Source organism: Micromonospora citrea (assembly GCF_900090315.1).
Taxonomy (GTDB): Bacteria; Actinomycetota; Actinomycetes; order Mycobacteriales; family Micromonosporaceae; genus Micromonospora; species Micromonospora citrea.
The window spans coordinates 2,414,500-2,429,836 of record NZ_FMHZ01000002.1; the positions used below are offsets into that span (position 1 = coordinate 2,414,500).

The 15,337-nt window shown below is 74.6% G+C and carries 11 protein-coding genes; 5 read left to right on the forward strand and 6 right to left on the reverse strand.

From position 1 onward, the window contains the following. Positions 1-15: 15 nt before the first annotated feature. Positions 16-2,937: a preprotein translocase subunit SecA gene (secA, locus tag GA0070606_RS10980; RefSeq protein WP_091097385.1), complete on the reverse strand. Its 2,922-nt coding sequence runs from the start codon at positions 2,935-2,937 to the stop codon at positions 16-18. A gap of 162 nt (positions 2,938-3,099) precedes the next feature. Between secA and GA0070606_RS10985 the strand changes: the two genes are divergently transcribed. After that, positions 3,100-4,266, forward strand: a complete 1,167-nt coding sequence (locus tag GA0070606_RS10985) for a GNAT family N-acetyltransferase (RefSeq protein ID WP_245724647.1) — start codon at positions 3,100-3,102, stop codon at positions 4,264-4,266. Next, complete coding sequence (locus GA0070606_RS10990; RefSeq protein WP_091097393.1) at positions 4,263-5,372, forward strand: GNAT family N-acetyltransferase; 1,110 nt, start codon at positions 4,263-4,265, stop codon at positions 5,370-5,372. The genes GA0070606_RS10985 and GA0070606_RS10990 overlap by 4 nt, the downstream gene beginning before the upstream one ends. An 892-nt stretch (positions 5,373-6,264) precedes the next feature. Here GA0070606_RS10990 and hpf read toward each other — a convergent pair. The 5 genes from hpf to mtrA form a co-directional block, all read right to left on the reverse strand. Further along, on the reverse strand, positions 6,265-6,900 hold the full coding sequence (hpf, locus tag GA0070606_RS10995; RefSeq protein ID WP_091097398.1) for a ribosome hibernation-promoting factor, HPF/YfiA family: 636 nt from the start codon (positions 6,898-6,900) through the stop codon (positions 6,265-6,267). A gap of 248 nt (positions 6,901-7,148) precedes the next feature. After that, positions 7,149-7,853, reverse strand: a complete 705-nt coding sequence (locus GA0070606_RS11000; RefSeq protein WP_091097402.1) for a ComF family protein — start codon at positions 7,851-7,853, stop codon at positions 7,149-7,151. After that, on the reverse strand, positions 7,853-9,646 hold the full coding sequence (locus tag GA0070606_RS11005; RefSeq protein WP_091097406.1) for an LpqB family beta-propeller domain-containing protein: 1,794 nt from the start codon (positions 9,644-9,646) through the stop codon (positions 7,853-7,855). The genes GA0070606_RS11000 and GA0070606_RS11005 overlap by 1 nt, the downstream gene beginning before the upstream one ends. Then, entirely contained in the window at positions 9,643-11,430 is a 1,788-nt protein-coding gene (mtrB, locus tag GA0070606_RS11010) for an MtrAB system histidine kinase MtrB (RefSeq protein WP_176737298.1), read from the reverse strand. Before mtrB ends, GA0070606_RS11005 begins: the two co-directional genes overlap by 4 nt. A gap of 12 nt (positions 11,431-11,442) precedes the next feature. Further along, positions 11,443-12,132, reverse strand: a complete 690-nt coding sequence (gene mtrA / locus GA0070606_RS11015; protein WP_089001893.1) for an MtrAB system response regulator MtrA — start codon at positions 12,130-12,132, stop codon at positions 11,443-11,445. Between the two features lie 198 nt (positions 12,133-12,330). Between mtrA and GA0070606_RS11020 the strand changes: the two genes are divergently transcribed. From GA0070606_RS11020 to GA0070606_RS11030, 3 genes are read left to right on the forward strand one after another with little or no spacing between them, the layout of a single operon-like run. After that, a complete protein-coding gene (locus GA0070606_RS11020; RefSeq protein WP_091097409.1) occupies positions 12,331-13,173 on the forward strand; it encodes a hypothetical protein in 843 nt (280 codons plus the stop codon). Next, positions 13,170-13,751 (forward strand): DUF4129 domain-containing protein, encoded by a 582-nt coding sequence (locus tag GA0070606_RS11025; RefSeq protein ID WP_091097413.1) that lies wholly within the window; start codon positions 13,170-13,172, stop codon positions 13,749-13,751. Before GA0070606_RS11020 ends, GA0070606_RS11025 begins: the two co-directional genes overlap by 4 nt. Next, positions 13,748-15,319, forward strand: coding sequence for a DUF4350 domain-containing protein (locus GA0070606_RS11030; protein WP_245724648.1), 1,572 nt, complete (start codon positions 13,748-13,750; stop codon positions 15,317-15,319). The genes GA0070606_RS11025 and GA0070606_RS11030 overlap by 4 nt, the downstream gene beginning before the upstream one ends. Positions 15,320-15,337 lie beyond the last annotated feature (18 nt).

Sequence of the window (15,337 nt, forward strand, 5' to 3'; positions counted from 1 at the left end):
CCGCTCACCTGTTGCTCAGGCGCCGCCGTTGGGCGAGCCGTGGCAGCGCTTGTACTTGCGGCCGGAACCGCACGGGCACGGCGCGTTGCGGGACGGCCCGTTGCCGGCCTCCGCCTGGCCCGGCGCGGTACGCCGGCCGGCGTTGGCCGCGACGGCCGGGCCGCGCAGGCCCGTCGCCGGGCGCTGCGGAGCCGCCGGGGCGGTCGTCCCCGGTGCCGCCGGGGCGGCCGGAGCCGGCCGGTTCACGCCGAGCGCCGGCGCCTGCTCGTCGGGGCGCTCGACGGCCACCGCGCCCGCCCCGGCCTCGCCGTCGATGGTCGGCGCGGAATACTGCAGGCCCTGCTGCTGCGGCGCCCGGCCCAGGCCCTTGGCCCGGATCTCGACCGGCTTGTCGAGCAGCTGGACCTCCTCGGCCTCGGGCTCCGGCTCGTTGACCTGGACCTCGAGGTTGTAGAGGAAGCCGACCGTCTCCTCCTTGATGCCGTCCATCATGGTGGCGAACATGTCGAAGCCCTCGCGCTGGTATTCCACCACCGGGTCGCGCTGGGCGTACGCCCGCAGGCTGATGCCCTCCTGGAGGTAGTCCATCTCGTAGAGGTGCTCACGCCACTTGCGGTCGATCACCTGGAGCAGCACCATCCGCTCCAGCTCGCGGGTGCCCTCCTCGCCGAGCTGCTCCTCACGCCGGTCGTACGCGGCGTGCGCGTCCTCCTTGAGGCGGCTGAGCAGGAAGTCCGCGTCGAGGCTGGCCCGGGAACCGCCGGCCTCCTCCTCCAGCTCCTCGATCGTGACGCCGACCGGGTAGAGCTGCTTGAGGCTGGACCAGAGCTGCTCCAGGTCCCAGTCCTCGCCGTAGCCCTCGGAGGTGGCCCCCCGCACGTACGCCTCGACGACGTCGTCGATCATGTTGCGGACCTGGTCGGAGAGATCCTCGCCGTTGAGCACGCGCAGCCGCTCGGCGTAGATCACCTGGCGCTGCTTGTTCATGACCTCGTCGTACTTGAGGACGTTCTTGCGGATCTCGGCGTTCTGGCCCTCGATCTGGGCCTGCGCGCTCTTGATCTGCTTGGTGACCATCTTCGACTCGATGGGCACGTCCTCCGGGATGTTGAAGCGGTCCATGACCGCCTCGACCGCGCCGGAGCGGAAGCGCTTCATCAGCTCGTCCTGCAGCGACAGGTAGAACCGGGACTCGCCCGGGTCGCCCTGCCGGCCCGAACGGCCGCGCAGCTGGTTGTCGATCCGGCGGGACTCGTGCCGCTCGGTGCCCAGCACGTAGAGGCCGCCTACGGCGGCGACCTCCTCCGCCTCGGCGTCGCAGGCCTGCTTCCACTTGGGCAGGACCTCCTCCATCGCCTTGGCGTACTCCTCCTCGTGCTCGATCGGGTCGAGGCCACGCTGACGGAGCTCGTTGGCGGCGAGGAACTCGGCGTTGCCGCCGAGCAGGATGTCGGTGCCCCGGCCGGCCATGTTGGTCGCGACCGTGACCGCGCCCTTGCGGCCGGCCTGGGCGACGATCTCGGCCTCGCGGGCGTGGAACTTGGCGTTCAGCACGGAGTGCGGGATGCCCCGGCGGCGCAGCAGCTGGGAGAGGATCTCGGAATTCTCCACCGAGACCGTGCCGACCAGCACCGGCTGGCCGACCGCGTGCCGCTCGGCGATGTCCTCCACCACGGCGTTGAACTTGGCCTTCTCGGTCTTGTAGATCACGTCCGGCCGGTCCTGCCGGACCATCGGCCGGTGGGTCGGGATGGTCACCACGCCGACCTTGTAGACCTTGTTGAACTCCCCCGCCTCCGTCTGGGCGGTACCGGTCATGCCGGAGAGCTTCTCGTAGAGGCGGAAGTAGTTCTGGAGGGTGATGGTGGCCAGGGTCTGGTTCTCCTGCTTGATCTCCACCCCCTCCTTGGCCTCGATCGCCTGGTGCATGCCCTCGTTGTAGCGGCGGCCGTGCAGGATGCGGCCGGTGAACTCGTCGACGATCAGGACCTCGCCGTCGCTGACGATGTAGTCCTTGTCGCGCTTGAAGAGCTCCTTGGCCTTGATGGCGTTGTTGAGGTAGCCCACCAGCGGGGTGTTCACCGACTCGTAGAGGTTGTCGATGCCCAGCCGGTCCTCGACCTTGGCGACGCCGCGCTCGGTGACCGCGATGGTCCGCTTGGCGTGGTCGACCTCGTAGTCGCCCTCGCCGTCCTTGCCGGGCTGGAGCCGGGCCACGACGCCCGCGAACTCCGAGTACCAGCGGGCGGAGTGCTCGGCCGGGCCGGAGATGATCAGCGGCGTGCGGGCCTCGTCGATGAGGATCGAGTCGACCTCGTCGACCACTGCGAAGTTGTGGCCGCGCTGGACCAGGTCGTCCCGCGACCAGGCCATGTTGTCGCGCAGGTAGTCGAAGCCGAACTCGTTGTTGGTGCCGTAGGTGATGTCGCACTCGTAGGCGGCCCGGTGCTCGGCGGCCGGCCGGTTGGGCAGGACCACGCCGACGGTCAGGCCGAGGAACTCGTGCACCCGGCCCATCCAGGCGGCGTCGCGCTGGGCCAGGTAGTCGTTGACCGTGATGACGTGCACGCCCTTGCCGGAGAGCGCGTTGAGATAGACCGGCATGACCGAGGTCAGGGTCTTGCCCTCACCGGTCTTCATCTCGGCGATGTTGCCGAAGTGCAGCGCCGCGCCGCCCATCACCTGGACGTCGTAGGGGCGCTGGCCGAGCACCCGGGCGGCCGCCTCGCGGCACACCGCGAACGCCTCCGGCAGCAGGTCGTCGAGGGTCTCGCCGTCGGCCAGCCGCTCCTTGAACTGCTCGGTCATGCCCCGCAGCTCGTCGTCGGTGAGGTTGACGTAGTCGTCCTCGATCGAGTTGACGGCGGCGGCGATGGCCTTGAGCCGGCGCACCATACGGCCCTCGCCCGCGCGGAGGACCTTTTCCAGAATCGACACGGATCAACGCTCCCCTAGACAGTCTCGAACCATCGTAGGCGCTCCATCGGCGCGATGGTCACTGGTGGCGGCCCTCCGACCCGGCGAAACCGACATAACTCGCTCGGTGCCCGCCGCTTCCCGCCGATATCCGGTTACGCCGTACGCGAACGATCCGGCACGATGGCTCGGGTGGAACCTGTGGAGATCACCGAGGACGGCCTGCTGCTGCGCCCCTGGCGGGCGACCGACGCCGACGCGGTGCTCCGGGCGTGCCAGGACCCGGACATCCAGCGCTGGACCACCGTACCCCGCCCGTACCTGCCCGAACACGCCCGCGGCTTCGTCACCGAGGTGGCACCGGGCGACTGGGCCGCCGGCACCGGGGCGCCGTTCGCGGCCTGCGACGCCGCCACCGGCGCGCTGCTCGGCTCCTGCGGGCTGGTGTCGATCGACCCCGTTCTGCGCTCCGGCGAGATCGGCTACTGGGCCGCGCCCTGGGCCCGCGGCAACGGCGTCACCGTCCGGGCCGCCCGGGCCGTCGCCCGCTGGGCCTTCGACGCCTTGAAGCTGCGCCGGCTGATCTGGCAGGCCGAGGTCGGCAACCACGCCTCCCGCCTCGTCGCGCTCCGGACGGGCTTCCGCGTCGAGGGCCGGCTGCGGCTGGCCGACCCCGCGCCCGGCGGGAGCGCCGAGGGCTGGATCGGCTCGCTGCTGCCCGGGGAGGTGCCCGCCCCCGGCGAGACCGGGCCGGCCGGGCCCGGCACGCTGGAGGCCCGCCGGGCCGCCGTCTTCGGCCGGCCCCAGCCCGTCCTGTTCGCCACCACCGCGGGCGGCGGCGAGCTGCGGCTGCGCCCGATGGAGGGGCGCGACCTCGACGCGGTCGTGGAGACCTGCCGGGACCCGGAGACCATCCGGTGGACCACCGTGCCCGACCCGTACGCACCCGCCGACGCCGAGTCCTACCTGACCTACTCGCGCGGCGCCTGGGCGGGCGGCACCAGCGCCTGCTTCGTGGTCGCCGACGCCGACGACCGGTACGCCGGAACGATCGACCTGCGCCTCTCCGCCCTCGACCCGCTGCTGGCCGACGTCGGCTTCATGACCGCGCCGGCGAGCCGGGGGCGGGGCTTCATGCCGGCCGCGCTGGCCGTGCTCGCCACCTGGGGCTTCACCACGCTGGGCCTGGCCCGCATCGAGTGGCGGGCCAACGTCGGCAACACCGCCTCCCGCCGGGCCGCCGAGAAGGCCGGCTTCACGGTCGAGGGCACCATCCGGGGCGGGCTCACCCACCGGGGCAGGCGGGTGGACGCCTGGCTCGGCGCGCTCCTCCCCGAGGACCTGACGTGACGCCCGAGGTGATCGAAGGCGACGGGGTGCGGCTGCGGCCGTTCCGCCCCGACGACGTCGCGGACCTCGCCGCCGGCTGCGCCGACCCGCTCAACCTGCGGTTCAACCCCGGCATGCCGCAGCCGTACACCGAGGCCGACGCCCGCTGGTGGGTGACCGAGGGCGCCCCGGCGGCCTGGGCCGACGGCGGGGCCGCGTACGCCATCGCCGACCGCGCCACCGACCGGCTGGTCGGCGGGGCGGGCATCGGCCAGGTCGTGACGCCGCGCCGGCAGGCGGAGGTGGGCTACTGGGTCGCGCCGTGGGCGCGGCGGCGCGGGGTCGCCAGCGACGCGACGCGGGCCCTGGCCGACTCCGCGCTCCGGCACGGGTTCGACCGGCTGGAGCTGATGACCCACGCCGAGAACCCGGCCAGCCAACGGGTGGCGCTCGCCGCCGGCTTCCGTCACGAGGGGGTACGCCGGTCGGCCGGCCAGCTCCGCGGCGGCGGCCGGTCGGACCTGCTGGCGTGGGTACGCCTCGCCGACGACCCGCCCGGTCCGGCCCCCCGGCTGCTGCCGGACCTGCCCGACGGCCGGCTCACCGACGGCGTGGTGACGCTGCGGCCGCTCGGCCCGGAGGACGTCGACCTGATGTACCGCCTCCACACGCTGCCGGAGGTGGTGGCGAACCAGGCCCCGCCGGTCCCGCCCGCGCGCTCGGCGATCGAGCGGCGCTGCCGGCTGGCGGAGAGCGGATGGCTGACGGGCGACATCGCCCGGCTGCTCATCCTCGACGCGGTCACCGGCGAACCGGCCGGCAGCTGCGGGCTGTCCTACACCGACGTGGCCGCCGGCGAGGCGAGCCTCGGCTACGCGCTGCTGCCCGCTGCGCGGGGTCGCGGGCTCGCCACCCGGGCGGTGCGGCTCCTCGCCGGCTGGGCGTTCGGGCCGGCCGGCGTCGCCCGGCTGGTCGCCGGCACCCTGCCCGACAACGTCGCGTCGCACCGGGTGCTGGAGAAGGTCGGCTTCCGCCGCGAAGGGCTGCTGCGCGGCCGGCTGCCCGGGCTGGCCGGCACCCGGATCGACGACCTGGTCTTCGGGCTGCTCCCCACCGAACTCCGCTGACGCGCGACCCGGGCGGGCCTGCCGGCGCCGGGGGTGGGCGGCGCCCAGGGTGGGCGGCGGCCGGGCCGGCGGCAAGGACGGACGACAGCCGGGCCGCCGTTGAGGACGACCCCGCCATCTCCGCCACCGGCGCTTGGTCCGCAACGGCTTGTTACGCAACGGCTGGTACGCAACGGGCTCTCCCCCCTCGTGCGGGCTCCGGCGGCCGAACTGCCCGTCACGTTCGGTAGCTTCCCCTCGACCTCCGGCGTAGACCCTTTCCACGCTTTGCTCTGCACCCACCGGCGCACCAGTTACGTTGAGTAAGCCACCCAGATGATCTACCGGACAGAGAGCCGCAGGTGAAACCTGCGGTGCGGTGATGGGTGCAGAGCAAAGGGGCGACAGATGGACGCCCTCTCCTCGCTGCCTGGTGACGCTGCGCGACGGGTGGAGTGCGTGGCAGAGGGTGATGGCCGCGCGGGTGGGAGGCGCGCGAGCCGGGCAGACGTCGGTGACCGGTCGGGCCGGGCCGGGATGCGGAGTCCGCAACACCGTGATCCGGGCCGCCATGCTGCTGCTCGGCTGCCCACCCGAGCGTGGTGGGGCATGGGGCGCGCGAGCCGCTGCTGCACCGACGCCACCTGCGCCTCACCGCGGCTCGGACCGAACGGCTCGCCGCCGCGCTCAGCGACCTGGCCGCCGCCGCACAGGACGCGGGCGAGGACGGGCGGCGCCAGAGCCGGCGCCAGCGCCAGCGCCAGCGCCCACGGGCAGAGCGGCGGCCTGGCCCGCGCCGAGGGGTGGCGGCGGCCTGGCCCGCGCCGAGGGGTGGCGGCGGCCTGGCCCGCGCCGAGGGGTGGCGGCGGCCCGTGCCGGGGTGACGGCGTGGGCCGCCACCCCGGCACCGAGATCAGATGGCGAGGGAGATGATGCCGTAGTCGTAGGCGTGCCGCCGGTAGACGACGCTCGGCCGACCGGACTCCTTGTCCTGGAACAGGTAGAAGTCGTGGCCGACCAGTTCCATCTGGAACAGGGCGTCGTCGACGGTCATCGGCTCGGCGGGGTGCACCTTCTCCCGCGCGATGTGCCAGGGCTGGTCGTGCTCCTCCTCCACGCGTTCCGCCACGGCGGTGGCCGTGCCGGCACGGGCGCCGTCGGCGGATGCCCCCAGCGGCGCGTCGAGATCGGCGACCGGCAGGCCGGCGGTGGCGGCGGCGACGGAGAGCGGGGCGTGTCGGCCCCGGTGGACACGGCGGCGGTCGGCCGCCCGGCGCAACCGGGTGTCGAGCTTGGCGATGGCCGCGTCGAGCGCGCTGTAGAAGTCGTTCGTGCAGGCTTCCGCCCGGATCACCGGGCCGCGGGAAACGCAGGTGATTTCGACGCGCTGACAGTGGTCCGCCTGGCGCGGATTGCGCTCGTGGAAAAGCTCGACATCGACACGAATAAGTTTGTGGTCGTAGCGTTCGATCTTCGCGAGTTTCTCCGCCACGTGCACCCGGTAATGGTCCGGCACTTCGACGTTACGGCCCTTGACCACGATGTCCATGTGACCTCCCTGGTCGGATGGTCGTTCGATCCGGCATCCGGTCGCGCGCCCCTGGGGGAGGTCCCACTCGGCGTCGACCGGTCAGTGCGGCTACGCCTCCTTTCACCGCCGGGGGCGGGTGGGAAGACCTCCTACCCCCGACACGAAAACGCTAACTCCTGTTCGCTCGGCAGTCACCCCCGGTCGCGGAGGAGGCCAGAAATTTTTCACACGTCATACACCAACGGGTGAAACGGAAACACGATCGGTTACGACCGGTGCCGTTTCTCGGTCGCGGCGAGCACCGCCGCCACCGTCGGTGGCTGCCCGGTCGCGGTCAGCGCGCGCGCCACGGCGGCGAGGGTGGCGCCGGTGGTGAGGATGTCGTCGAGCACAACGACCGCCGTACCGGCCGGGGCCGGCGCGACCCGGGAACGGGCCCGGAAGGCCGACTCGGCCGCCGCCGCCCGCCCGGCACTGTCCAGCGTCACCGAGTCGGGCCGGGGCAGGGCCCGCAGGGGCCGCCGCACCAGCACCGGCCAGCCCGCCCGGCGCAGCCGGGCCGCGCAGTGCCGGGTCAGCCGGTCGAGGTGGTCGCCGTAGCGGGCGCGGGCCGCCGCCGCCGTGTCGGGCACGGGCACCAGCGTCACCGGCCGCGCCCCGCCGACCGCCGCCGCCACGACCTCGGCCAGCAACGCCCCCAGCGGCCGGGCCAGCCCGTGCCGGCCGTGGTCCTTGTACGCGAGCAGCGCCTCCCGCAGCGGGCCCGCGTACGGGCCGAGGGCGAAGCAGGGCGGCAGGCCGGGCGGGGCGGGGGTGGGGCGTACCGCCCCGGGAGGCAGCCCGCCCAGCGCTGCCGCGCACTCCGGACAGACGCCGTGCCGCAGCCCGGGCCGGCGTTCCCGGCAGCCGGCGCACTCGACGGGCAGCACCAGGTCGGTGAGGTCCGCCCAGAGCGCGCCGAGGCCCGACATCAGTAGAGGAAGAAGGGGGCGGTCGGGTTGCCGGCGCGCGCACCGGTCGAGGGCGGCGACACCTGCACCTGCTCCGGCTGGATCCGCTCGAACGGGCCGCTGCGGTAGGCCACCCCGTTCGCCTCGTACATCGCCGCGCCCGACCGCAGCGTCGGGTTGGCCGGGTAGGCGGCGAGGTGGGTCACCCGGGCGCCGATCTTGTCCTCCAACCGGCTGCCCCAGGCGCCGTCCACGCTGACCTCGTAGACCGCCGGCCGGCCGGCCTCCCCGGCGAGGAGCAGCCTGTCCTCGCCGTACCAGTCGACGGCCGACAGGCCGGTCAACCGGGTGGGCAGCCGGCGGGGCGGACCGAGGGTGACCCCGCCCTCGTCGGCGCTCAGGGCGGCGACGTAGAGCGCGCCGCCGGCGATGACGGCGATCCGGTGCCCGTCGAGCGAGGCGGCCACCGCGGTCACCCTGCCGGGTACGCCGAGCGGCACCGCGGTGAGCTGCGCCCGGGCGTCGAAGCGGTAGAGGGCGCCGTCGGCGACCACCAGCCCGGCCGGCTCGCCCCGGCCCGTCGACCGCAGCCAGACCGGCCGGCCGACCGCGCCGAACGTCCTGGCGCCGCGGGTGAAGACGGCGACCGGGTCGAGGCCGGTGCCGACGGAGAGCCGCTGCCGGTCGCCGTCGGTTACCACCAGCGCCGCCAGGATCTGGTCGTCGGCGCGGCTCAGCCCGGCCGTCACGACGTTCCTGTTCGCCTCGGGCACCACCGGCACCGTGGCGACCGGTCCGCCGGCGTCGGCCAGCGGGTGGACGGCGCCCTCGTACACGCAGAACCGCTGGAAGCCGTCGCCGAGCCGGTACGCCGGGTGCGACCGCCGGTGCGCCTCGAGGTCCGGGATGTCCTTGCGGGACTGGGTGCGAATCTTGATCTCCAGCGGCCCGTCGAGGTCGTTCAGCGACCAGGCGAGCTGCGTGGCGAACTGCTCCAGCCGGACCTTCTCGTCCGGCATCTCCAGGTCGACCTCCCAGCGGCCGTCCGTCCGGGTGGCGTTGTTGATCAACCGGGTGCCGTCGGGCAGCTTGCTGGCCCCGGTACGCAGCCAGTCCGAGGGGCCGGCGGTCAACCACTTGACCACCTCGCTCACCCGCCGCTCGTCGGGCACGGCGAGCGGCAGGTAACGCCGGTCGGGCACCAACTGGCTGCGGTCGCTGTTCCAGAAGTAGATCGTCCGGCTCTGGTAATAGGTCTCCAGCGCCTCGACGCTGAGCAGCAGCGCGTTCGGCGGGTTGGCCACGAACAGCCCCGCGTCGGCCCGGCCCTCCTGCCCCGGCGGGCTGCGCAGCTCGAACGAGTACGACGTGGTGCTCGTCTCCGGCGGGGCCAGCGTGCCGTCGGCGCGGAGCAGGCCGATCTGCTGCACGTTGATGGTCACCCGGGTCTTGTCCGGGTCGTTGACGATGACCGGATCCTCGGTGAGCCGGACGACGGTCAGCGCGACCTCGCTGCCCTGCTTCTCCTGGAGGCGGCCCACGTCCTCCTTGGCGATGAACTGCCGGACCCGCTGGTAGGCCCGGTCCGGCTCGCCGGCCGCGGCGGAGAGGAAGTGCGTGACGAACTGCTCCGGGTCGCTGCCGCTGGCGCTGCGGTTCGGGGGCTCGCCCCGGACGCCGCTGGTGGAGCCGGACTCCGCCGCCGGCCCGGACCCCTCGACCCGCACCTCCGTGCCCGCCGGGATGCCGCAGCCGGCCGCGCCACCCAACAGCAGCGCGCCGCCGAGCACAGCGGCGAGCAGGCGACGCCTCACGATCCCACCTCCGCGCGTCCCCCGCTCCCCTGCCGTCCTGGCGCGGTCGCCACCGCCCCGTCGGCGGCCGGGCCGATCGCGAGCACGCCGCCGCTGCCGGGGCCGATGGCCAGCAGCCCGCCGTCGCGGGGGCCGCCGAAGGGCAGGGTGGCGTCGGCCGGCACCAGTCGCAGCGGGGAGGTGGTCAACCGGTCGCCGGCCCGGGCCGGCAGGGTGAGCCGGAACTGGGCGCCCTGGCCGGGCGCTCCCCACGCCTCCAGCCAGCCGCCGTGCAGCCGGGCGTCCTCCAGGCTGATCGACAGCCCGAGCCCGGTGCCGCCGGTCTGCCGCGCCCGGGACGGGTCGGCCCGCCAGAAGCGGTTGAACACCAGCTTCTCCTCGCCCGGCTTGAGCCCCACTCCGTGGTCGCGGACGGTGATCGCGACGGCGGTGTCGTCCATCCCCAGGGTGATCAGCACCGGTTTGGCCTCACCGTGCTCGACGGCGTTGCCGACCAGGTTGCGCAGCACCCGCTCGACCCGGCGCGGGTCCACCTCGGCGATCACCGGCGTGGTGGGGACGTCCAGCTCGATGGGCACGCCGACGCGTTCGGCCAGGCCGGCCAGCCGGTCGGCCACCCGGTGCACGACCGGCACCAGGTCGGTCGGCTCGGAGTCGAGCATCGCGAAGCCGGCGTCGAAGCGGCTGATCTCCAGCAGGTCGGTGAGCAGCTCCTCGAAGCGGTCCAGCTCGGCCTGGAGCAGCTCGGCGCTGCGCGCCACCGCCGGGTCGAACTCGTCCCGCTCGGCGAAGATCAGGTCGGCGGCCATCCGGACCGTGGTGAGCGGCGTACGCAGCTCGTGCGACACGTCGGAGGTGAAGCGGCGTTGCAGCCGGGACATCTCCTCCAGCCGCAGGATCTGCCGTTGCAGGTTGGTCGCCATCTGGTTGAACGACGCGGCGAGCAGGGCCAGGTCGTCCTCGCCGTTGACCGCCATCCGCTGGTCGAGCAGGCCGGCGGAGAGCCGCTGGGCCGTCCGGGCCGCCACCCGCACCGGCGTCACCACCAGCCGGGTGACCAGACCGGCGAGCAGGCCCAGCAGGATCACCAGGGCCGCCCCCGTGGCGATCACCGTGTCGCGGGCGTCGGCGGCCGTGGCGTCCTGCCGGGTCAGCGGCACAAGGTAGTAGAGCTCCACCTGGCCGAACTTGGTGGGCACGGGCGAGCCGTAGACCAGGTATTTCGTGCGCTCCCCGGCCAGCCGGCCGGTGCGGATCTGGCTGGCGACCTTGCCCCCGGCGACGGCGGCGCGCAGCTCGCGGCTGATCAGCGGCCGGACGTTCACCGCGGGCGAGGAGCGCGGCTGGATGAGCCCGGTGTGGTTGTCGGCGGTGAGCGCCACGATCACGCCGGTCGTCTGCTGCGGGTCACCCCCGGCCAGGTAGTTGACCGTGCCGTCGACGGTCTCCTGGAACTGCGTCTCGTGCGGCTGGTTGTAGAGGCCGAACTGCCTCCGCGCGTACTCCGCGCCGCTGTCCAGCCGCACCCGCACGTCGGTCTCGGCGTTCTCGACCAGGATGCTGGTGATCTTGTCGGCGATCAGGTAGGCGAACCCGCCCACCAGCAGGCTGGACGCGACCAGTGTGATGGTCACCACCCGCAGCTGGAGCGACCGCCGCCAGAGCTGGTGCAGCCCGGCGAACAGCTCCGTGACCCGCCCGCTCACGCCGCGCCACAGCTCCCGCGCGGCGGCACGCCGGCGCGGAGCTGTCGGTCGGGGGTCCGGAATCGGGGAGGTGGCCACAGTGCGACCAGGCTATCCGGTGCCCGCCTTGTAGCCCACGCCCCGAACGGTGAGGATGATTTCCGGCCGCTCCGGATCCGGCTCGATCTTGGCGCGCAGCCGCTGCACGTGCACGTTGACCAGGCGGGTGTCCGCCGCGTGCCGGTAGCCCCACACCTGCTCCAGCAGCACCTCGCGGGTGAAGACCTGACGCGGCTTGCGGGCGAGCGCGACCAGGAGGTCGAACTCCAGCGGCGTCAGCTTCACCTCCTCGCCGTTGCGGCTGACGGTGTGCGCCGGCACGTCGATGGTGATCTGGTTGCCGGGCGGCCCGATGGTCAGCATCTCGGGGGCGACGTCCTCGCCGCGGCGCAGCCGCGCCCGCATCCGGGCGACCAGCTCCTTGGGCTTGAACGGCTTGACCACGTAGTCGTCGGCCCCGGACTCCAGGCCGAGGACCACGTCGACGGTGTCGCTCTTCGCCGTGAGCATGACGATCGGCACGCCCGACTCGGCCCGGATCGACCGCGCCACGTCGATGCCGCTCATGCCGGGGAGCATGAGGTCGAGCAGGACGATGTCGGGCCGATTCTCGCGGAACGCGGCCAGGGCCCGCTCCCCGTCGGCGACGAAGGAGGGCAGGAACCCCTCGCTGCGCAGGACGATGCCGAGCATCTCGGCGAGCGCGGGGTCGTCGTCGACCACCAGTACCCGGGCTCTCATGGGGTTAATGTTTCCATCCCGTTCAGTTCGGTGGGATCCGCGTCACCCGGCACGGTACTGCCATGGGACGTCGCCGCCCAGCAACCGACGCCGGCGTCGCCGCCCCGGCGTGCGGGTCCACCCGATCGGACCCCGCGTGTCACCATGATCCCCGCGTGCGCCGTCACGCGCCACCGCCGCCCGTCCCCAGGAGTACGCGTGCCCGACGCCGGCCCGACCGCCGTGCTCCCGTGCCGCCCGCTCACGGTCGGCGAGTTGCTGGACTCCGCTGTCCTGCTGCTGCGCGGGCAGGCCCGGGTGCTGGTTCCGCTCGCCCTCGTCCTGGCCGTCGGCGAGCAGCTCCTGCTCTACCCGCTGCGGCTCGCCGCCGACGTCACGCCCCCGGTCTGGTTCGTGGAGTTCGACCGGTTCGGCGCGTACTGGCTGCTGCTGGCGGTCGGCGCCGCGACCGAGGCGATGATCATTACGCTGCTCGGCAACCCGGCCGCCCGGGCCGCCGGCGGAGCGCTGTTCGGTCGTACGGCCGGCGCGCGGGAGGTGCTCCGCCCCGCCGGCGCCCGCTGGGGGGCCACCGTGCTGCTGACCGCCCTGGTCGGGGTGGTGATGTGCGCGGCGGCGCTGTTCGGGCCGGCCTGGTTCGTCGGCTTCGCCCTGCTCGGCGCCGTGGCGCCCGCGCTGGTCGTCGACCGGGTGCACCCGCTGCGCGCCCCGCTGCGGGCCGCCGCCCTGGCCGTACGCGGCGGTGGCCGGGCCGGCTGGGTCCGGCTGCTCGGCTACCTGTCCTGGTGGATCGTCCGCCTCGGCCTCGGCATCGGGGTCTACCACGGGCTGGACGCGCTCGACCTGGTCGCACCGGGCTGGGCAGCCTGGCTGTCGCTGGCCGTGTGGGCGGGCGTCAACAGCGTCGCCTACCCGGCCCTGGCCTGCCTCGACGCGGTGCTGCACCTGGAGACCCGGATGCGCACCGAGGGGCTGGACATCCGGCTCTCCCGGGCGCGGGCGGGCACCCCGGAGACCCTCCTGCTGGCGGCCGAGCGATGAGCTTCAGCCGGTGGTGGACCGAGACCACGGCCGCGCTCGGCGACCGGGTGCCGCTGTGGCTGGCCACGCTGCTGCTGGTGCTCGGCGCGGTGCTGGCGGCGGTCGGCTGGTACACGTTCCCCGCCTGGATCCCCCGCCGGCTGCCCCGACTGCCCCGGTTGCGCCGGCGCCGCCGTGCGCCCCGACCGGCGGACGCCCCCGCGCCGCTCGTACCCGCGCCGCGCGAGCCGGAGCCGGAGCTGCCGGCGGCCGCGTACGTCTCCCTCGCGGACCGGCTCGCCGCCGAGGGCCGGTACGCCGAGGCCGTCCGGGAGCGGCTTCGCGCGATGATCCGGGGGCTGGTCGCGCGGCGGCTGCTGGAGCAGCGGCCCGGCATGACCGTCCTGGAGGTGGTGGGGGCCGCGACCGAGAGCCACCCTGAGGTCGGCCCGCCGCTGAGCGCCGCCGGAGCGATCTTCTCGGAGCTCTGGTACGGCCAGCGCCCCGCCTCCGCCGAGCACGACCGGCGGATGCGGGAGCATGGCGCCGAGCTGGACCGGCTGCTGACCGGCCGACCCGAGGACGGGCCACGACCATGAGCGCACAGGTCACCGCCGCCCCACCGGCCCCCGGGGCCGGCGCCGCACCCCGGCGGCGCCGCCGCCGGCACCGGCTGCTGATCCCGCTGGGGCTGGCCGCCGCGCTGCTGACCACCACACTCGTCACCCGCGCGGTCGACCAGCCCGACCCCGACGACCACGGGTTCCTCTCCCCCGTCGCGACCGGGGACGACGGCGGCAGCCGGCTCGCCGAGGCGCTGCGCGAGCGCGGGGTGACGGTACAACGGGAGACGGACACGCTGGCCGCGCTGCTGGCCGCCCGCGACGCCCCCGCCACGCTCTTCGTGCCCGCGCCGGCGCTGCTGCACCCGGACACGGTCGGCGCGTTGGACTCGCTGCCCTCGGCCACCCGGCTGGTGCTGGTGGACCCGCCGCGGCGGGTGCTCGACGCGATCCCGCTGCCGGTGGAGCCGGCCGGCCGCCGGTGGGCCGCGCAGGCGGTGGAGCCCGACGCGCGGGGCCTGCCCTGCCCGATGCCCGAGCTGCGCCAGCTCGGGCGGACGGCGGTCGGGTTGCAGCGCTACGCGGTCAGCCCGGGCGGGTCGGCGCCGGTGCAGTTCTGCTTCGACGGCGGGCTCGCCCGGCTGCTCCGGATCCCCGAGAGCGTGGTGGTGGTCGGCGCCAGCGACCCGTTCCGCAACGACCGGATCGACGAGTGGGACAACCGGGCGTTCGCCACCGCGCTGCTCGGCGGGACGGGCCGGGTGGTGTGGCTCGACCTGGACGGCCCGGCGCCGCCGCCGACCTTCGGCTCCGGCGACAGCGGCAGCCCGGCCTGGTCACCCACCCCGGGCGGCTCCACCGGGCACGACGGGCCGGGCGACGGCCGCCCCGACGGCCGCCCCGGGAGCAGGGACGGCGACGTGAGGCAGGGCGACCCGGGCGGCGGCACCGACGACGACGGTGACGACTCCAGCGCCGGCGGCTCCGACCCGCCGAACCCGCTCTGGTCCGCCTTCCCCGGCTGGTTCTGGGCGCTGCTGCTCCAGCTCGCCCTCGCCGCCCTGCTGGCCGCCGCCTGGCGGGCCCGCCGGCTCGGCCCGCCGACGCCGGAGCCGCTGCCGGTGACGGTCCGCTCGGCGGAGACGGTGCTCGGCCGGGCCCGGCTCTACCAGAAGGCCGGCGCCCGGGACGCCGCCGCGCGGACGCTGCGTACCGCGGCACTGGACCGCCTGGCGTCCCGGCTGAACCTGCCGCCGACCGCCCCACCCGCCGAGGTGGCCGCCGCGGTCGCGGCCCGCACCGGCGACGACCCCGGGCGGATCGCCGACCTGCTCCACGGCGACGGGCCCGAGACCGACCAGGACCTGCTGGAGCTGGCCCGCGAGCTCGACCGGGTGACCCGCACCGTCGCCCCGCCACCCGCGCTCCCGCCCGACGCGCCGCCACCCGCGCTCCCATCCGACGCGCCGCCACCCGCGCTCCCACCCGACGCGCCGCCACCCGCGCTCCCACCCGACGCGCCGCCACCTGCCGGGTCCCACCCCTACCCCGCGCCGCCGGCCGCCGGACCGCACCCGCACCGATCCGAAGGAGACCACCGGTGACCCGACCCGCCGGAACCG